This is a genomic window from Antribacter soli (assembly GCF_021568775.1).
In the GTDB taxonomy this organism is placed as follows: Bacteria; Actinomycetota; Actinomycetes; order Actinomycetales; family Cellulomonadaceae; genus Antribacter; species Antribacter soli.
In genome coordinates this window covers 66,935-85,237 of the sequence record NZ_JAKGSG010000040.1, presented here as the reverse complement: position 1 = coordinate 85,237, position 18,303 = coordinate 66,935, and the positions used below count along the sequence as shown (strand labels likewise).

The window sequence follows — 18,303 nt, the reverse complement described above, 5'->3', positions numbered from 1 at the left end:
CTCGGCGGTTATCCCGATATAGATTCCGAAACGGTCATTTGTTCCGGAACCGGGCTCGCCCCGTCTGACGGGCGGACGTGCCGGGGATGGACGGACGTCCTGCGTCGACGGGGCGGCTGCTCGGAATGCTAGGAGCGCAAGCCGCCGGAGCGAGGAGTCGTGGGCCCTTTCACCCGGGGTTTCACCCGGGCTCTGACCTGGGGTTTCACCCTGTCGGCCGGTTGGCCCGAGCACGTCTGGCGGCCCGCCTCCCGCGCCGGTGCGGTCAGCCTCCCTAGACTGGCCGCGTGCCCTCCTTCGCGACTTTCCTGGCGCACCCGGAAAAGCGCCGGCCGAGCCCGCCTCCTCCACGTGCCGACCTGCGCACCGTCTTCCAGCTCGGCATGACGCTCTGGGCGGTCGCTCTCGTCGTGAACCTCGTCCTGCTGCTCACCGGGGCCGGCGACGTCCGGGTCCTCGCGACGTGCGGCGCCGGCATCGGGCTAGGCGGCCTCGGGCTCCTGTGGGCGCGACGGCACCCGGAGGAGTTTCCGCCGGAGGAGCCGGCAGCCGAGGCCGCGCCGGCTGCCGGAGAAGGCCCGGCGGAGCGCGGCGCAGACGCCGCCGCGGACGCCTTCGGAGGCGTCGCCGAGGACCGCACCGAGGACCGCACCGAGGACCAGGGAGAGTCCGCCAGAGCCCGGAAGGCTGAGGATCCGCCCCGCTCCTGACGGGGCGGTAGCGCCCATCAGGCCAGCCAGGCCTGTTCCGCCGCGAGGGTACCGGCCCGGCCGGGCTCGCGCAGCGCCGCCTCCAGCAGCAACCGGTCGACGCCCGAGACCTCGGCGAGCGCGCGGGCGAGGCCCTGCTCGCCGGTGGCGTGCGCGGTCCCGTCCGGGTCGACCCACCATGCGACCTCGCGCCCGTCGACCGTCAGCCGGTCGTGCGCCTGCCACGTTCTGGGCAGACCGGGTGCGAGGGCCTGCACGCGCGGGTCGAGGTCGCGCGGGTCACCGGCGTCGTCGGCGCGCAGCCGGCCGACGTCGTCCGGGTCGCCCACCAGTGGCAGGTCCAGCATCTCGGCGACGGCCCGTGCGACGTCGGCCGGTGCGGGGACGACCGCGTTGCCGTCCGCCCACTCGAGCTGGCCGCCGAGCTCGGACGCGGCGACGACCAGGTCGTCCGCGTCCACCACGGTGATGCCACCGCCCGGACCCATCGCGGGGAGCCGGTCCGGCAGCGGGTCGAGCACCGGCGGCGTGCCGCCCCGCCGGCCCCTCTGCGCGAGCCCAGCCAGGCCCGACCACACCGCCAGGGCGACGTCTGCCGGGAGGCGGGCTCCAGCTTCGGGCAACGCGGCGAGAACCGCCGGCCAGTCACGCGGCCCGACCGCCGCGAGGTCCGGGACGCCGCCGAGGGCGCGCAGGACGGGTACGTCGAGGCCGGACACCACCGGCGGTGCGGGCGGGAGCAGGGGCGCTCCGCGGTGGAGCGCGAACGGCGCGCCGAGCTCGCGGCGCAGCCACCACGCCGTGTACGACGGCGCCGAACCCGTGCCGTCGGGCGAGCGCACCGGGGTGAGGAGCGCCTGGCGAGCTGCCGGGTCGTCCGCGAGGCGGGCGAGGACCTCGCGCCACCGCCGGGCGAGTTCGTCAGTGGGTGCGTGGCCGTCGTCGTCCCCGGCGACCGCGTCCAGGTCACCGACGGCCTCGAGGTCGCCCGCCCACGCCCCGGGGCCCAGCAGCCCGGCGAGATGGTCGAGGTAGTCCTCCCAGCCGTCGAGCCAGCCGGCCACCTCGTCCTCGCCGGGCTCCTCTCCCGCGTCAGGGGTCACGACGTTCACGACCCGGTAGACCACAAGATCCAGGTGCGCGCCCGCGGCGGCCAGGACGGCGGGTCCCCACGCGCCGACGGCGTCGTCCGCGACCGGCGCCAGGCCCGGGAACGCGCCCTCCGCCCACGACCCGGGAACTGTGGTCTCCCGCAAGGGCGCGAGGTCGCCGTCCGCGGTCACCACAGGTAGCTCGCCGAGCCAGAACGGGAACGCGGCGTCGGAACCGTCGTCGGCCAGGGCCAGGCGGACGAGCTCGAGGACCGCCTCCACGACCGCCCACGGGTCTGGCTCGGCGTCGTCGGCCCACGGCTCGGCGCCCACGCGGGGGCCGGGCGGCAGGCGGTCGTCGAGGATCGCCCCGGCGGCGCCGAGGGCCGACGCGCGGACCGACGGGTCGTCCAGCAGGGCTCGCGGCGTCGTCGGCAGAGCGCCGACGCGCGCGAGGACCGGGTGCGCGGCGGCCGGGTGGACGACGCGGAGGCCGAGGGCGCGCGCGAGGTCACCCATCCGGCCGGCGTCGGCGGGAAGGAGGACCGCGCCGCGCGCACCGCGAGCGGTCCGGCCGTCGGCGAGCGGCACCGGAGCCGCCGCGAGCGCCTCCAGCACGGCCGGGTCCCCGACGTGCGCGGCGAGCGCCTCGTACGCCGCACGGGCCGTCTCGGGCTCGGCGGGCAGGGCGTCGAGGAGGTCGGCGAGGTCCGCGGTGCGCGCCCCGAGCGATCGGGCGAGCGCGTGGTGCCGGCGCGGCAGGGCGACGAGCGACCCGTCGGGCGCCGCCGGCGCGAGCGCCGCCGCGACGGCGGGGTCCTCGCCGAGCGGCCCGGTGAGTAGCAGCGCGTCGCGCGGCGCGACCAGGCGGGCGGTGCGCAGGGGCGCGTCGGCGGAGGCCCCGTCAGCGCGGTCGGTGTCGGCGTCCGCGTCGGTGTCGGCGGGCTTCCCGTCCGGCGCGACGGCCCGCAGGAGCGCGGTGTCGCGCAGCGCGTCGGCGGCCGCCGCGCGGATCGCGGCGTCGAGCTCGCCGGCGGGCAGGCCGGCCGGTATGAGGTCGAGCACGTCTCCCACCCAGCTACCGCCCTCGGCGAGCTCGCCGAGGAACGCCGCGTAGGCGCGTCCGGACTCGGCGGCGAGGCGGTCCGTCGTCGCGCCGGGCAGCACGCTCCGGCGGCCCGGGTCGACGGGAAACGACGCCACGAGCAGCGCGGGGAACGACAGCGGCACGTCGGTCGGCGTCGGCGCGTGCAGCACGGCCGGCACCCGACGGGCGCCCGCGGGGCCCGGACCCTCGCCGAAGCCGCCCGAGACGTCGATGGCGCCCGGGCGAGGAAGCGCCCACAGGACGGACCAATCCTGCCGGCGCGCCTCCAGGGGCAGGTCCGGGTCGACGTCGAGCCCGCCCGACGCGCGATGCACGAGCCGCCGGTCGCCGACGTCGCGCAGCACGCGCCGCTCCCCCGCGGCCTCCACGACGACCTCCGTCAGCGCGGGCAGGGCGAGCAGCAGCGCGTCGTCGAGGGCGGCGAGCTGGGCGCGCACCGCCGCGACGGCGGCGTCGTCCCGCAGCACCAGCTCGACCACGGTGTCCGGCTCGTCCGCCCCTGTCGCAGGCGCGGGGAACGGCAGGCGAAGCACAGGCAGGGCGCTTCCCCGCTGCACGACGGCGGAGCTCACCCAGGCGGGCACCCCGCCTCGGTCCGCGCTCGTCCCGGGCGGCGGCGCGTGCTCGCCGGTCGCCACGTGCGAGGTCCCGGAGGCGACGGCGTAGGGAGCCATCCCTTCGGCGAGGCGCCTCAGCACCCGCTCGGTCGCGGCCAGCGAGAACCGGACGCCGCCGGCGCGGGAGCGGACGGTGACGTCGTCGGACACCGAACGCACGGCGGCGAACCCGACGCCGAACCGCCCCACAGGCCCGGCCTCTGCGCCGTGGGTAGGTGCGTCCGATCCACCGGAGCCGCCGGAGGCGTGCCCGTGGTGGGAGGGACCGGAGCTCTTGGCCGACGCGCGCAGCGACGCCAGCGACGCCACGCCCTCGGCATCGAGAGGCGCGCCCGTGTTCGCGGCGAGGAGGCGCCATCCCGCCACGCTGAGGTCGCCAAGGTCGCCGAGCGACCCGACGTCGGCCACGGGCTCGAGGCGGAGCCTCAGCCGACCGGGCGTGGCCGCGCGGGCAGCGGCGTCCGCCGCGTTCTGCGCGAGCTCGACGACCACGCGGTCGCGGTAGTAGCCGCGCGCGTGGTCCTCCTCGGTGTTGGCGTCCTCCCGCAGGCGCGTCGGGGACGCGAGCCACGCCTCGACGACCGCGCGCCGGAGCGCGGCGGTGCCGAAGACGTCGGCGGTCACAGGGTCGCGTCGCGGCCCGGCGCGTCGGCCTCGTCGCCCGTGGCTCCGGCGTCTGCCGGCTGTGCGTTCGCCACGACCTCCAGCTGGAGCTCGTCGATGAGCGGCGCGGCGTCCGGCCACTCGCTCGGCTGCGGCTCAACGTCGGTCTCGGAGTGGGCGCCGCACCCATGGTCGAGCGAGACGACGCGGCCGTCGTCGGGCGACCACTCGTTCGTGCAGACCCCGAAGAGCTGCCCGAGCGACCCGGACAGCGGCACGAGGAACGCGCAGGTCATGCACTCTGCGGCGGCTGCGACGGCCACGGGCGCGGTGGGCCCGCGCGAACCGCGGTACCAGCGCTCGGCGGCCTCGTCACGGCCCCGCGGCGACAGGACGCGGGCGCGGGCGAGCGCCAGCTCCTCGATCGCGACGATGTCGGCCTCGGGGTCGCTTCCGGGGGTGTACCCGGGCTCGAGGCGCGGGTCGTCGGCGCGGAACGGCAGCACGTCGCCCGAGCCGATGTCGCCCGGGCGCAGGCGCTCCGCCCACGGCAGCCACGCCGGCGCGAGGATCGCCTCGTCACCGGGCAGCAGCTCCACCTCGCTGACGGTGGCGGTGCGTCCGCGCGGCACGCGCGCGACCGTCACCGTCCAGTGCCAGCCGCGGTAGCCCCGCATCGTCGCAGCGAACCGGTGGGAGACCACCCGCTCGCCCTCGAGGAGCGTGCCGAGGTGCTCGCCGACGTCCTCGGGCCGCTCCGCCACCTCCTGGGCCGCGGCGCGCGCCATCTCCAGGGCACCGTTCAGCACGGCGTCGCGGCTCACGCGCGCCGTGACCCGCCGTGTCAGGGACCGGAGGGCCGGCTCGGCAGTCGTCGTCACCATGTACGGGCCTTCATGTCTGGGCCTGAGCGGACTCAGGCGTCGAAGTCGTCCGCGACCTTGCGCAGTGCCTGGGCAAGCTTGGCGGAGTTCGCGGGGTACTTGCCGCGGCTGAGCTGCTCCATCGCCTTCTCCAACGTGGGGATCAGGTCGCCCACCAGGACCGCCATGTCGTCCGGCGCCATCCGCTTCACCTTCGCGACGGACGGCGCCGGATCCAGCAGCTTCACGGCCAGCGCCTGCGGTCCGCGGCGCCCGTCGGCCACGCCGAAGTCGACCTTGGCCCCCTGCTTGGGCACCACGCCTTGGGGCAGCGCGGAGGCGTGCAGGAACACCTCGCCGCCGTCCTCGCTGGCGATGAAACCGAAACCTCGTTCGGCGTCGAACCACTTGACCTTGCCGGTGGGCACCTGAACCTCGTTCGTGCTCGTGGGAAACTCTCGCGGGTCCGTACGCCGTGCATGCGCGCATTCCGGACCAGGTCTCCAAGATTACCGGTCTCAGGCCCACCCCGTCGCATCCTCTACCTGCAGGCGAACACGACCGTAACCCGAGACGCGTAACATCGCTTCGATGGCCACCACGCTGCGCGACCCAGCGCCGGCGGCGCCCACACGGCACTTCGCCGACGACCTGCGCGAGCGCTCAGACGAGGCGCTCGTCGCCCTCCTGCGCGCCCGGCCCGATCTCGCGACGCCCTCGCCGTCGACGCTCCGCTCGCTGGCGGCGCGCGCCTCCAGCCGCACCTCGACCGAGCGGGCCCTCGCCCGCACCGACGCGCTCACCCTGCAGGTGCTCGAGGCGGTCCTCGCCCTCTCGCCTGCCCGCGCTGTGCCCGAGCACCGGGGAGCACCGCCGGGCGCGCACGCCGCCCGCCCGCCCGCCGCCGTCCGCGTGACCCCGGCGGTGGTCGCCCGGGCCCTGGGGGTGTCGGAGGACGACGCGTCGCTCTTCGGCGAGGCCGTGGCGCACGCGCTCGAGTCGGCGCTGCTGTGGGACGCCGACCCCGGGGCACCCCTGCGCGCGACCGGCGTCGGACACGAGCCCGACCTGCGGACCGCCCCCGGCCTGGACGAGGTGCTGGGGCCGTATCCCGCCGGGCTCGGCCCGGACACGGAGACCGCGGCGACGCGCGCGCTCGACGCCCCGGGATCCCAGGCCGGCGTGCCCCCGCTCGACGAGGTGCCTGCCGGGGCGCGCGCCGTGCTCGACGCGCTCGCGTGGGGCCCGCCCGTCGGCGTGCTGCCCGCCCCGGGCAGCCGGGCACGGGACGCCGTCGACCGGCTGGTGCGCCAGGGCTACCTCGTGCGGTCCGACGCACGGCACGTGATGCTGCCGCGCGCCGTCGGGCTGGCGCTGCGCGGCGGGCACACGCACCGGGAGCCGGCCGCTCGCCCGCCTCGCCCGCAGGGCCGGTCCGTCGCCCGCACGACCGTCGACGCCGAGTCGGCGACCGCCGCCCTCGAGATCGTGCGCCGCATCGCCGTGCTGCTCGCCACCTGGACGGACGCCCCTGCGCCGCTCCTGCGCGCCGGCGGCCTCGGCGTGCGCGACCTGCGCCGCGTCGCGGCGGCCATGGAGACTGACGAGGCGTCGGCCGCGTTCGTGCTCGAGCTCGCCTCGACCGCGGGTCTCGTTGCCGACGACGGCGAGGCGCCACCCTCGTACGTCCCGACCGTCTCCGGCGTGGAGTGGCTCGACGGCGCGCTCCCCGGCCCCGACGACGCCGAGCGCTGGGCCGTGCTCGTCCGCGCCTGGGCCGCGTCACGGCGCACCCCGTGGCAGATCGGCACGCGGGACGAGCGGGGTGCCCTGCGCGCGACCCTCGCGCCCGACCTGAACCGGCCCTGGGTCCCCCGCCTGCGCGCGCAGGTTCTCGAGGTCCTCGCCACGGCGCCCGACGCCGACGGCGCCGCCATCTCGCTGACGACGTCCGCCGTGAGCGACGTCCTCGCGTGGAGCACGCCCCGCGCCGTGCCGCCCGAGCGGGCCGTCGACGGCCTGCTCATGGAGGCGGCGTGGCTCGGCGTCACGGGCGCCGGTGCGCTGTCCACCGCGGGCCGGGCCCTGCTCGACGAGATCGGCACGAGCGCGACGGCGGGCGCCGATCCGGCACCTGAACCGCGCGGCGCCGCCGACCGCAGCGCTGCCGAACGGGGTGCCGGGGCGCGCGGCACCGCGGACCCCGTCGTCGCAGCCCTGCGCGCGGCCCTGCCGCCCGAGGTCGAGGAGGTGCTGCTCCAGGGTGACCTCACCGGGATCGTGCCCGGCCGGCCGTCACGCGAGCTGGCGCGACTGCTGAGCCGCGCGGCCGACAGCGAGTCCCGCGGCGCGGCGACGACCGTGCGGTTCACGGCGGAGTCCGTCACACGGTCGCTCGACCACGGCACCACCGCCGACGACCTGCTCGCCGAGCTCGCACGCCGCTCCCCCGTGCCCCTGCCGCAGCCGCTCGAGTACCTCGTGCGCGACACGGCCCGCCGGCACGGCGCGGTCCGCATCGGCAGCGCCGGGAGCTACCTGCGGGCCGCGGAGCCGACCGTCCTGGCGGGGCTGGAAAACGACCCGACGCTCGCGCACCTCGGCCTCGTCCGGCTCGCTCCGACGGTGCTCGCCGCAGCGGCCGACGCCGTCGAGCTGCACGAGGCGCTCCGCGCCCGTGGGCTCGTCTCCGCTCTCGAGTCACCGGGCGGGCAGGTGCTCGACCTGCGCCGCGCACGGCCGGGGCGTGCCGTGCCGGCACCACGTTCCGCGCTCGTCGTGGGCGGGCGGGTCGCGGCAGCCGTCTCGAGCGCGCCGGACTACGCGGCGCTCGTCGCGAGCCTGCGCGCCGCCGACGTGGCGACCCGCGACACCGACAACACGGCCTCGCGAGCCCGGGCGGAGGCCCGTGACGCCGCCCGAGCCGCGGCGGGAGCGCTGCTGCGGGACGACACCCCGGAGCCCGCGCCCGCCCCCGCAGCCGGCACCCCCACCCCTTCTGCCGAGGCAGAACCTGCCGAGGCCTCACAACACCCGGAACCGCGGTACCACCTCACTGACCTGGGCGTTCACCAGGGCCCGCAGGTCTCGCCGGGGTCCGGTTCCACGTCGGCACGTTCCGGTTCGGCAGGTTCTCCACCGGGCTTCGGTGACCCCTCGGCCGGGCGGGGCGGTGCACCCACGGCCGCGGCCGGCGTCGGGCACGACGTGACGGACGCCCCCGACGGCGAGGGAACACAGCATCCTGCGGACGCGTTGGCCATCCTGCGTGACGCGATCCGCGACGGCGCGCACGTGTGGGTGGAGCTCGTCGGCCGGACCGGTTCGCCCGAGCGGCGCCGGCTGCGCCCGCTGCGCCTCGACGGGGGCCGGCTGCGGGCCGTCGACCCCGCCCGCGACGCCGAGCTGACGGTCGCGGTCCATCGCATCGCCGGCGTCGACCCCGACAGGCCCGGCACCCCGGCGTGAACAACGGCGCCCCGCCGCACACCCCCGCGGCCAGGACAGAGGAGACCGGATGACCGACGGCCCGCTCATCGTGCAGAGCGACAAGACCCTCCTGCTCGAGGTGGACCACCCGCGCGCCGGCGAGGCGCGCCGCGCGATCGCGCCGTTCGCCGAGCTGGAGCGGGCGCCGGAGCACATGCACACCTACCGCCTGACCCCCCTGGGTCTGTGGAACGCGCGGGCGGCGGGACACGACGCGGAGCAGGTCGTCGACACGCTCATCGAGTTCTCCCGCTATCCCGTGCCGCACGCCCTCCTGGTCGACGTCGCCGAGACGATGTCCCGGTACGGACGCCTGCAGCTCGCCTCGGACCCGGTGCACGGGCTCGTGCTGACCGCCACGGACCGCGCCGTGCTCGCGGAGGTCCTCAAGTCGAAGCGGACCGCCGGCCTCGTGGGGGCGCGGCTCGACGACCTGACGGTCGTGGTCCACCCGTCGGAGCGCGGGCACCTCAAGCAGGTCCTGGTGAAGCTGGGCTGGCCGGCGGAGGACCTCGCGGGGTACGTCGACGGCGAGAAGCACCCCATCGAGCTCTCCCCCACGGTCCCGGGCCGCGCGCCCGGGGAGCCCTCGAGGCCGTGGGAGATGCGGCCCTACCAGGAGCACGCGGTAGACGGGTTCTGGCACGGCGGGTCGGGTGTCGTGGTGCTGCCCTGCGGCGCCGGCAAGACGATCGTGGGCGCGGGGGCGATGGCGAAGAGCGGCACGACGACGCTCATCCTCGTCACGAACACCGTCAGCGCCCGCCAGTGGCGCGACGAGCTGGTGCGCCGCACGTCGCTCACCGAGGAGGAGATCGGCGAGTACTCGGGCGCGCGCAAGGAGATCAAGCCCGTCACGATCGCGACGTACCAGGTGCTCACCACGAAGCGGAAGGGCGTGTACACGCACCTCGAGCTGCTCGACGCGCGGGACTGGGGCCTCGTCGTCTACGACGAGGTGCACCTGCTGCCCGCGCCGATCTTCCGCATGACCGCCGACCTCCAGGCCCGCCGACGCCTCGGCCTCACCGCGACGCTCGTGCGCGAGGACGGCCGCGAGGACGAGGTGTTCAGCCTGATCGGCCCGAAGCGGTACGACGCCCCGTGGAAGGACATCGAGGCCCAGGGCTACATCGCCCCGGCCGACTGCGTCGAGGTGCGCCTCACCCTCCCCGAGAGCGAGCGCATGGTCTACGCGACCGCCGAGCCGGAGGACAAGTACCGGCTCGCGGCCTCCGCCACCGGGAAGAAGCGCGTCGTCGAGCAGATCGTGGCGCAGCACCCCGACGACCAGATCCTCGTCATCGGACAGTACCTGGACCAGCTCCAGGAGCTGTCCGACCACCTCGACGCCCCGCTGATCACGGGAGCCACGACCGTCCGCGAGCGGCAGCGGCTGTTCGAGGCGTTCCGCTCGGGCGAGATCTCCCGCCTCGTCGTGTCGAAGGTCGCGAACTTCTCGATCGACCTGCCGGAGGCGTCGGTCGCGATCCAGGTGTCGGGCTCGTTCGGGTCGCGCCAGGAGGAGGCGCAGCGCCTCGGCCGCGTCATGCGGCCCAAGCAGGACGGGCGCACCGCGCACTTCTACGCGGTCGTCGCGCGCGACACGGTGGACCAGGACTTCGCGGCCCACAGGCAGCGCTTCCTCGCCGAGCAGGGTTACGCGTACCGGATCGTGGACGCGGAGGACCTCGACGCGGCCGAGGCCGCCTGACCCGTCCCGTCGCCGCCCCGGCCGCGCGGGGGGGGGGGGGGGGGGGCGGGGGGGCCCCCCCCCCCCCCCCCCCCCCACCCCCCCCCCCCCCCCCCCACAGCGCTGGCTGACACCGGCGACCTTCGGTCGGATCAGAGGTAACGCACCGGGTCGAACTCGTCGATCGGGATGATCCGGACGCGCGGCAGCATCGTGGTGAAGGCGTCGGCGTCGCCCTCGAGGTCGAACATCTCGAGGCCGTGCTCGGTCAGGTCCGCGAAGCGCGCGTTGACGAACTCGCGGAAGCCGAGGAGGCCGACGCGGCGGTCGTCGTCGTCGAGGAGGGCCTCGATCTGCGGGAGGAAGTCGCCGTCGTGGCTGGCCAGGAGCACGTCGCCCGGGCGGCTCGCCAGCGCCTCGAGCGTGCGCTGGATACCGACGTCGACGACCTTCTCCGTGCCGTTGCCGGCCAGCGGGATCGGCTTGTAGCCCATCGCCAGCAGGGCCTGGACGAACGGCATCGGCATCTGGCCGGACGTCGCGTTGAGGAAGAAGAGCGGGACGACCTCCTGCGCCCACACCTTCTCGGCGAACGCGGAGATGCGGTCCCAGCGGGGCCGCTCCTCCGGGGCGGGACGACGGTTGAGAACGTTCATCCCGAGCGTCGCGTCGATGTTCTCCCCGTCAACGATGAGGTACGTGCGACGGGCGGAGACTGCAGGTGACGGAGCCGACATGGACCCCAGCGTATCTGTGGTTGTACTTTGGGCGACCGTGTCTGAGCACATGCCACGCATCACCGTGATCCAGAGCTCGCCCGACGTGCCGATGGACCGGTTCGCCGCCCGCCTCGGCGGCGGCGTCCGCCTCGTCCTGGCCTTCGCGGGCGAGGAAGTTCCGTCGCTCGCCGAGGCGGGCGACGCCGTCGTCGTCCTCGGCGGGCAGATGTCCGCCTACGCCGACGCCGAGGCGCCCTGGCTGCCCGCCACCCGCGCCCTGCTCGCCGACGCCGCAGGCGCCGGCGTGCCCGCCCTCGGTATCTGCCTGGGCGCGCAGCTCCTCGCCGTCGCCGGCTCCGGGCAGGTCGCCGTGGCCGCCCCACCGGGGCGCGAGGCCGGGCTCGTGCGCGTCCGCTGGCGCGACGCTGCGGCGGCCGACCCGGTCCTGGGGCCTGTCGTGGCCGCCGCGGCCTCGCGGGCGGGCGGCGGGGTCGTCAGCCGGTTCGTCAGCATGCATGCCGACGCCGTGGTGGAGCTACCGCCGGACGCCGTCTGGCTCGGCGCGTCGGCAATGTACCCGTACCAGGCGTTCCGCCTCGGCTCGGCGCTCGGGGTGCAGTTCCACCCCGAGGCATCGGTCGAGCTGGCGCTGCGCTGGGCCGAGGGGCACGACGACGTCGACACCGCGGCGCTGGCCGCCGAGCTGGAGCCGCACGCTGACGAGCTGGATGCTGCGGGCGCGGTGCTGGCAGACGCCTTCCTGGCCCAGGTGCGCGCCCATGCGCACGCGGTCAGGGCTCACTCCTCGTAGAACTCCACCGGGTTCTCCTCCGCCGGGGTGACCTGCGTCGGCGCGATCTGCGGCGCGGGTGCCCTGCCCGACTTGAGCGCCGCGAAGCGCGCCTCGATCTCGATCGCGTCGCCGCCCGCCTCGAGCTCCTCGAACTGCGCGTCGATCGAGGTCGCGGCGATCTCCGCCTGGCCGACCGCGAGCGCCTCCTCGCGCCGCACCACCTCCTCGAACCGCGACAGCTCGCTCGTCGGGTCCAGCACGTTGATGGACGAGATCGCGCCCTGCACGGTCTTCTGCGCCGCGGCGGACTTGTGCCGCGCCACGAGCGAGTCGCGCCTGGTCCGGACGTCGCCCAGCTTGTCCCGCATGGACGCGAGCCCGGACTTGAGCTTGTCGACGGTGTCGCGCTGGCTGGCGATCATCGGCTGGGCCTGCCGCACCTCCGTCTCCGCGTCGAGCTGCTTGCGCAGCGCCACCTTCGCCAGGGCGTCGAACGTGTCGGCCTTGGCGGCGTCGCCGGCGCTCCGGGCGGCGTCGGCGGCCTGCGACGCCGCGAGCGCCTTGCCGCCCCACTCGCGGACGGCGGCGACGTCCTCGTTGTAGTCCTGCTCGGCCAGGCGCAGGTTCCCGATCGTCACCGCGACGGCCTGCTCAGCCTCCACGATGCTGTTCGTGTAGTCGCGCACGAGCTGGTCCAGCATCATGTGCGGGTCCTCGGCCCTGTCGATGATCGCGTTGATGTTCGCCCTCGCGAGCTGGGCGACCCGCCCCAGGATGCTCTGCTTCTCCGCCATGGTGCTGCCTTTCGTCGGTCTTGCTTGGCCTTGCTGCGTCGGACACCGGTGTCAGAAGCGCCCGCCGCGTGACCTGCCGCCGCGGCCGCCCGACGACCGGCCGCCGCCGAACCCGCCGCCGCCGAAGCCACCGCCGATACCGCCGCCACGCGACCGGCTCCCGCGCGAGCCGCCGACCCCGCCGCCCCCGAACCCGCCAGACCACCCGCCGCCGGAGGAGCCGCCGCGCAGGATGGAGTCGAGGAGGATGCCGCCGAGGACCATGCCGCCGACGTTGGACCCCATCCCGCCGCTTCCGGTGGGCGCGGACGCGTCGCGCTGGGCGAGCTGCGCCGCCTGCTGGGCGTAGGAGTCGGCCTGCTGGGCGCGCTGGAGTGCCGCCGCAGGGTCGGTCGCCTGGAGCGCGTGGGCCTCGCCGACGAGGCGGATCGCCTCGGCCAGGCGCGTGCGCGGCTCGGGCCCGACGGCGCCGCGGCGCGTCTCGATGAAGTCGCTCGTGGCGCGGATCTGCGACTCGACGCGACCGAGCGTGTCCCGCAGCAGCGCCGAGGCGCGTGCCCGCGACTCGGCGTGGTCGCGCGCGGGCACGAGGACGGCGTCGAGCGCCGCCTCGGCGGCGGCGATGCGGCTGAGGGCGGCGATCGGGTCCCCGCCCTCGCGGGCGACCCGCGCCTGCACGACGGCGGCCTGCGCCTCCGTGCTCGCCGCAGTGACGGCTGGGTCGGACGGGGAGAGGCGGGTGGCGTCGGCGATGTCCTGCGAGATCGACGCGACGGCCTTGTCGAGCCGCGGCCCGGCCTCGGCGAGCTCTGTACTGGCGTTCGCGACGGCGTCGAGGAGCTTCACGGCCTGCCCGAGCGCGTTCTGCGCGCCGCGGACGTGCGCCACCGCGACGGACCGGTTCCGGGACGTGAGCGCGGCGCGGCCCTCCGTGACCGCCTGCAGCGCGTTCGCGATGAGCGCCTCCGCCTGGTCGGGGTTGGCGGAGACCGACGCGAGCGACGGCGCCGGGTACGTCGAGCCGAGCCTGGCGAGCTCCTGCCGGGCCACGCCCACGCGCGACGCGACCTCGTCGGACCGCTTCTCCACGTCGTCGAGCAGCTCCGGTGCGCGCTCCTGGAGGCGGCGCATGTCGTCGAAGGCAGCCGTCTGCGCGTCGAGGGCGTCGGCGGCACCCTCGCAGAGTGCGACGATCCGGGCGAGCATCTGCCGACGCTGCGGCTCCGTCTCGACCCGCTCGTCGTCGAGCGCCTGGCGGACCGCGAACGCCTCCGCCACGTCGGCCTTCGCCTTCTCGAGCGTCGCGGAGAACTCCTGGGTGGCCTGGAGGCCGAACTCCGCCTGCGCGAACCCGACCTCCTGCTCGGACGTCTTCAGCGCGTCGTCGATGCTGACCAGGGCGGACGCGGCCCGGCGGTCCAGCTCCTCGGTGGGCAGTGCCGCCAGCTCGTCCGGCGTCGGACCGCCGGGTGCGGACGGCGCGGAACGACGCTGCAGGCCCCGGTACACGGCATAGCCGACCCCGCCGAGGAGCGCGACCCCGGCGATCCCGCCGACGACCGCGCCGACGGGCACGCCGTCGCCGGACCCTGTCGTCGCCTCCAGCGCGGTGTCGGCCAGCGCGACGGCTGCGCCCGCCCAGTCGTCCTCACGCAGCCGGTCCTCGGCGGCGTCCTCGAGCTCTCCGATCTGGTCGTCGCTCAGCGGCACGTTCGTGTCGACCGACAGCCCGTGCACGCGGTCCTCGGTGGCGACGGCGAGCAGCAGGTCGTCGACGCCGAGGCCCGAGTTGTTCGCGGTCGCGTTGGCCCAGTCGACCGGGTCGGCGCCGTCGAAGCTCTCGACGTAGACCACGAAGAGCTGGAGGGTGGAGCCCGTCGCCAGGCGGTCGAGGGCCGCCTGCACGTCGCCCAGGCCGTCCGCGGTGAGAACGCCCGACTCGTCCGTGACCTCCTGGGTCAGCGTGAGCGGCGGGGACGCCGGCAGCACGTCCTGCAGCGACGCGGCCTGAGAGGCCGCGGACAGGATCGACGGCGAGACGCTCGGCGCGGGGGTCGCGGCCGTCGCCGCCCGCGCGGGGTCGGCGGCGGCGCCCACTGCTGCGGCGCCCGTCAGCAGCACGAGCGCTGCGACGGCCAGGGCACTCGAGCGCCTCGTATGGTCTGCGGGAACGGTCACGCCCCGATCGTCGCGCCCGGCCGCGAGCACCGCAATCGGAGGACGCGCGCCTGTGGAAACCCGCCGTGACCCGGTGAGACATGGGCACTTCTCCCCCGGAGATTCCCAGACAACCTCCAGACATCGGAGGCACACTGGACCTATGTCCACTCCCGAGGCGCGGCTGGTCGTCGTCGACGACGAACCCAACATCCGCGAGCTGCTGTCCACGTCCCTGCGCTTCGCCGGCTTCGAGGTCCATGCCGCCGCCGACGGCAACGGCGCCCTGCAGCTCGTTCGCGACCTCGAGCCCGACCTCGTGGTCCTGGACGTCATGCTGCCCGACATGGACGGCTTCACCGTGACCCGCCGCATGCGCGCGACGGGCCGGCACACGCCGGTCGTCTTCCTCACCGCCCGCGACGACACCCAGGACAAGGTCCAGGGCCTCACCGTCGGGGGCGACGACTACGTGACGAAGCCGTTCAGCCTCGAGGAGGTCGTGGCCCGCATCCGCGCGGTGCTGCGCCGCACCGGTGGTCCGGTGCCGGAGGACACGTCCGTGCTGCGGGTCGGCGACCTGGAGATGGACGAGGACTCGCACGAGGTCCGGCGCGCGGGGGTCGAGATCGACCTCTCGCCCACCGAGTTCAAGCTGCTGCGGTACCTCATGCTCAACGCGGGCCGCGTCCTGTCGAAGTCGCAGATCCTCGACCACGTCTGGCAGTACGACTGGGGCGGCGACGCCAACATCGTGGAGTCGTACATCTCGTACCTGCGGCGCAAGATCGACAATCTGTCGGTCCCGACCTCCGAGGGCGAGGCCACGCTGCCTCCGCTCATCCACACCAAGCGCGGCGTGGGCTACCTCCTGCGCGCCCCGATGACGGCCCGTGCCTGACACGCTGCCCGACGCCGGTCGCGCGCCCTCGGCGGACCGTTCGCGCGAGGCGGAGGTTCCCGCGGGCACGGCCGGCGTCGGCCCCGACGAGGCCCTCACACGCGAGTCTCCCGAAGGCGCCCCGGCCGACGAGGTCGGTCCCGACGGCGCCACACCCGGAGGCACCACACCCGACGACGACGCAGCCGAGGTCGGTCCCGACGACGCCGTCGCCCCCGGCGACGCGCGCCCGACCCTGAGCGTCCGTGTCACCCGCTGGCTGGCCGGGATGCCGCTACGCGCCCGGCTCGTCGGCATCATCGTGCTGCTGCTCGCGGCCGGCCTGATCCTCGCCGCGATCGTCACGCGGACCGTCGTCTCCAACTACCTCGTGGGGCAGGTCGACGCCCAGCTCTCCCACACGGCCGCCGGCCTGGCGAGCAGCCCGTTCCAGGGGCCGGGCCTGACCAGCAAGTCGCTGCCCAGCGACTACTACGTGCTCTACCGGTTCGAGGACGGGACCGATACCCCGTGGCGGCTGGGCGACACCGAGGCCCAGTACGGCGCCCCGGACATCCCCGACCTGTCGTACGACCAGGTCAAGGACCAGCTCGGCCAGGCGTTCACCGTGCCCGCCACGGGAGACGGCACGAAGGGGACGAGCTGGCGGGTCTGGCCGCTCGTGCGCGACCAGTCCGACGGTGCGTCCGAGGACGTGGCGTTCGTGGCCCTGCCCCTGACCGGCATACACGAGACCGTCGCGTTCCTCGCCCGGTCCCTCGCACTGTCGGCCCTGAGCATCGTCCTGCTCGGCGGGCTCGTCGCGTGGCTGCTCGTCAGGCGCTCGTTGCGGCCCCTGCGCGAGATCGAGGTCACCGCGGCCGGGATCGCAGCCGGCGACCTGTCCCGCCGCGTGCCGAACGCGCCGCCGTCGACCGAGGTCGGGTCGCTCTCGATGTCGCTCAACGCGATGCTCGCGCAGATCGAGCGGGCGTTCTCCGCCCAGGAGGCGTCCGAGGTGCGGATGCGCCGCTTCGTGTCCGACGCGTCCCACGAGCTGCGCACCCCGCTGGCCACCATCCGCGGCTACGGCGAGCTGTACCGGATGGGGGCGCTCGACGAGCCCGCCAAGGTGCGGGACACGATGGGCCGCATCGAGGACGCCGCCCGTCGCATGGGGACCCTCGTGAACGACCTCCTCGTCCTCGCGCGCCTCGACGAGGGACGGCCGATCGCACGCGAGGCGGTCGACCTCACCGCCCTCGCCGACGACTCCGCCCAGGACCTGCACGCCCTCGACCCGACCCGTGAGGTGCGGGTGGTCCCCCTCTCGCACGCGAGCGGCGAGGCGGTGCAGCCGGGCGACCGGCCGACGTCGGACCGCCTGGTCACCACCGGCGACGCCGAGCGGCTGCGGCAGGTCCTGACCAACCTCATCGGGAACGTCGCCCGCCACACCCCCGCCGGGTCGCCGGCCGAGATCGCGCTCGGCGCCGACGGCGACGACGTGGTGCTCGAGGTGCGCGACCACGGTTCCGGTGTGAGCTCCGAGCAGGCGCAGCGCATGTTCGAGCGGTTCTACCGTGCGGACTCGTCGCGGAACCGGGAGTCCGGTGGCTCGGGCCTGGGGCTCGCGATCGTCGCGGCGATCATCGGCGCGCACGCCGGTCACGTCGAGGTGGCGCCCACGCCCGGCGGCGGCCTCACCGTGCGGGTGCGTCTCCCGCGCACCCTGTCCCGGTAGCTGCCGGGCATCGGCCGGGTCGAGGGCGCGGGGCCCGGCAGATGCCCAGGACCAACCGATCAGGGCAGGCTGTGGCTAGGATGTCGGCTCGGTCCCGGCTCCGACGTTCGGTCGTAGGCTGGACGAGACGACTGTCCCTGCCCCCTGATCGAAAGCCTGATACTCATGGGCGTCATGCACGACGCACCGCAGTGGTTCCTCTCGTCGTTCGTCCGCAGCGTCGTCGGTGTGGGCGCCACCGCCCCCTCGGAGGAGATCGAGGAGGTCGGTCAGCGCCTGATCGAGCGCTGGTCCGGGGGCGACAGGCACTTCCACAACCTGCGCCACCTCGCCGCGGTGCTGCACCGCGTCGACGAGCTCGCGCAGGAGACCCACGAACCCGACCTGGTGCGGCTCGCAGCCTGGTACCACGGCGCCGTGTTCGACGCCGAGAAGAAGGCGGCCTACGCGACCCAGGGCGGCGAGCAGACGCACGCCAGCGCCGACCTGGCCCAGAGCGAGCTGACGGACCTCGGGGTGCCCGCCAAGCAGGCCGAGCGGGTCGCGCACCTCGTCAACGGCCTGCTGCGGCACGCGCCCGACCCCACCGACCTCGACGCCGCCGTGCTCAACGACGCCGACCTCGCGATGCTCGCCGCCGAGCCGCAGCGGTTCAAGGAGTACACGGCGGATGTGCGCGCCGAGTACGCGCACATCCCGATCGAGGACTACCTCAACGCGCGGATCAAGATCGTGTCGAAGCTGCTGTCCCGCGAGTCGCTGTTCTTCTCGCCGATGGGGGCCGCGTGGGAGGAGCCCGCGCGGCAGAACCTCGACGCGGAGCTGCACCGGCTGCTGAAGGAGCAGTCGAAGCTGGACAGCGCGACGTAGGACCCGCCGGCTCGCCGACCGTTCCGACCGCCCGTCACGCCTGCCCGTCCCGGCTGCCCGGGACGCGCCGACGGCCGACCACAGCCGGGCCGTTCCGGGACCTGTGCACAGTGCGTCGGTGGCGCACTCCGGCGTCGGCCCGCGCGCTCCTAGCGTCGTCCCTGGAAGCGCC

General features: G+C 75.3%; 13 protein-coding genes. 7 read left to right on the top strand and 6 right to left on the bottom strand.

Annotation, left to right across the window (positions count from 1 at the left end):
• Window positions 1-287 precede the first annotated feature (287 nt).
• Entirely contained in the window at window positions 288-710 is a 423-nt protein-coding gene (locus L1785_RS14685; RefSeq protein WP_236090017.1) for a DUF2530 domain-containing protein, read from the top strand.
• Window positions 711-727: 17 nt separating this feature from the next.
• On the opposite strand, the gene L1785_RS14680 is transcribed toward L1785_RS14685, so the two are convergent.
• The 3 genes from L1785_RS14680 to L1785_RS23060 are packed head-to-tail and all read right to left on the bottom strand — an operon-like array spanning window position 728 to window position 5,420.
• A complete protein-coding gene (locus L1785_RS14680) occupies window positions 728-4,150 on the bottom strand; it encodes a sacsin N-terminal ATP-binding-like domain-containing protein (protein ID WP_236090016.1) in 3,423 nt (1,140 codons plus the stop codon).
• Complete coding sequence (locus L1785_RS14675; protein ID WP_236090015.1) at window positions 4,147-5,013, bottom strand: DUF3027 domain-containing protein; 867 nt, start codon at window positions 5,011-5,013, stop codon at window positions 4,147-4,149. The genes L1785_RS14680 and L1785_RS14675 overlap by 4 nt, the downstream gene beginning before the upstream one ends.
• 32 nt (window positions 5,014-5,045) lie before the next feature.
• A complete protein-coding gene (locus tag L1785_RS23060; protein WP_236090014.1) occupies window positions 5,046-5,420 on the bottom strand; it encodes a cold-shock protein in 375 nt (124 codons plus the stop codon).
• A gap of 163 nt (window positions 5,421-5,583) precedes the next feature.
• Between L1785_RS23060 and L1785_RS14665 the strand changes: the two genes are divergently transcribed.
• Together L1785_RS14665 and L1785_RS14660 are read left to right on the top strand one after the other, a co-directional pair.
• The gene (locus tag L1785_RS14665; protein ID WP_236090013.1) at window positions 5,584-8,460 is read left to right on the top strand and encodes a helicase-associated domain-containing protein; all 2,877 of its coding nucleotides are present in this window, start codon (window positions 5,584-5,586) and stop codon (window positions 8,458-8,460) included.
• Window positions 8,461-8,509: 49 nt separating this feature from the next.
• Window positions 8,510-10,195, top strand: coding sequence for a DNA repair helicase XPB (locus L1785_RS14660; RefSeq protein ID WP_236090012.1), 1,686 nt, complete (start codon window positions 8,510-8,512; stop codon window positions 10,193-10,195).
• A 131-nt stretch (window positions 10,196-10,326) separates the two neighbouring features.
• Here the strand turns inward: L1785_RS14660 and L1785_RS14655 are convergent, their stop codons facing one another.
• On the bottom strand, window positions 10,327-10,911 hold the full coding sequence (locus tag L1785_RS14655; protein ID WP_236090011.1) for an NYN domain-containing protein: 585 nt from the start codon (window positions 10,909-10,911) through the stop codon (window positions 10,327-10,329).
• A 37-nt stretch (window positions 10,912-10,948) separates the two neighbouring features.
• Between L1785_RS14655 and L1785_RS14650 the strand changes: the two genes are divergently transcribed.
• Complete coding sequence (locus L1785_RS14650; RefSeq protein WP_236090010.1) at window positions 10,949-11,704, top strand: type 1 glutamine amidotransferase; 756 nt, start codon at window positions 10,949-10,951, stop codon at window positions 11,702-11,704.
• On the opposite strand, the gene L1785_RS14645 is transcribed toward L1785_RS14650, so the two are convergent.
• Both L1785_RS14645 and L1785_RS14640 read right to left on the bottom strand, forming a co-directional pair.
• The gene (locus L1785_RS14645) at window positions 11,692-12,480 is read right to left on the bottom strand and encodes a PspA/IM30 family protein (protein ID WP_236090009.1); all 789 of its coding nucleotides are present in this window, start codon (window positions 12,478-12,480) and stop codon (window positions 11,692-11,694) included. The genes L1785_RS14650 and L1785_RS14645 overlap by 13 nt on opposite strands.
• A gap of 51 nt (window positions 12,481-12,531) precedes the next feature.
• A complete protein-coding gene (locus L1785_RS14640; RefSeq protein ID WP_236090008.1) occupies window positions 12,532-14,658 on the bottom strand; it encodes a TPM domain-containing protein in 2,127 nt (708 codons plus the stop codon).
• Between the two features lie 142 nt (window positions 14,659-14,800).
• Between L1785_RS14640 and L1785_RS14635 the strand changes: the two genes are divergently transcribed.
• From L1785_RS14635 to L1785_RS14625, 3 genes are all read left to right on the top strand, one after another.
• Window positions 14,801-15,538: a response regulator transcription factor gene (locus L1785_RS14635; protein WP_236090007.1), complete on the top strand. Its 738-nt coding sequence runs from the start codon at window positions 14,801-14,803 to the stop codon at window positions 15,536-15,538.
• The gene (locus tag L1785_RS14630; protein ID WP_236090006.1) at window positions 15,531-17,261 is read left to right on the top strand and encodes a sensor histidine kinase; all 1,731 of its coding nucleotides are present in this window, start codon (window positions 15,531-15,533) and stop codon (window positions 17,259-17,261) included. Before L1785_RS14635 ends, L1785_RS14630 begins: the two co-directional genes overlap by 8 nt.
• A gap of 165 nt (window positions 17,262-17,426) precedes the next feature.
• Entirely contained in the window at window positions 17,427-18,131 is a 705-nt protein-coding gene (locus L1785_RS14625) for an HD domain-containing protein (protein ID WP_236090005.1), read from the top strand.
• The last annotated feature ends 172 nt before the right edge of the window (window positions 18,132-18,303 follow it).

What these genes read in the sequence shown, in the direction of transcription:
- L1785_RS14675 (WP_236090015.1), bottom strand. Translation starts at nt 5,013, where the DNA reads ATGGTGACGACGACTGCCGAGCCGGCCCTCCGGTCCCTGACACGGCGG.
- L1785_RS14665 (WP_236090013.1), top strand. Translation starts at nt 5,584, where the DNA reads ATGGCCACCACGCTGCGCGACCCAGCGCCGGCGGCGCCCACACGGCAC.
- L1785_RS14660 (WP_236090012.1), top strand. Translation starts at nt 8,510, where the DNA reads ATGACCGACGGCCCGCTCATCGTGCAGAGCGACAAGACCCTCCTGCTC.
- L1785_RS14655 (WP_236090011.1), bottom strand. Translation starts at nt 10,911, where the DNA reads ATGTCGGCTCCGTCACCTGCAGTCTCCGCCCGTCGCACGTACCTCATC.
- L1785_RS14645 (WP_236090009.1), bottom strand. Translation starts at nt 12,480, where the DNA reads ATGGCGGAGAAGCAGAGCATCCTGGGGCGGGTCGCCCAGCTCGCGAGG.
- L1785_RS14635 (WP_236090007.1), top strand. Translation starts at nt 14,801, where the DNA reads ATGTCCACTCCCGAGGCGCGGCTGGTCGTCGTCGACGACGAACCCAAC.
- L1785_RS14625 (WP_236090005.1), top strand. Translation starts at nt 17,427, where the DNA reads ATGGGCGTCATGCACGACGCACCGCAGTGGTTCCTCTCGTCGTTCGTC.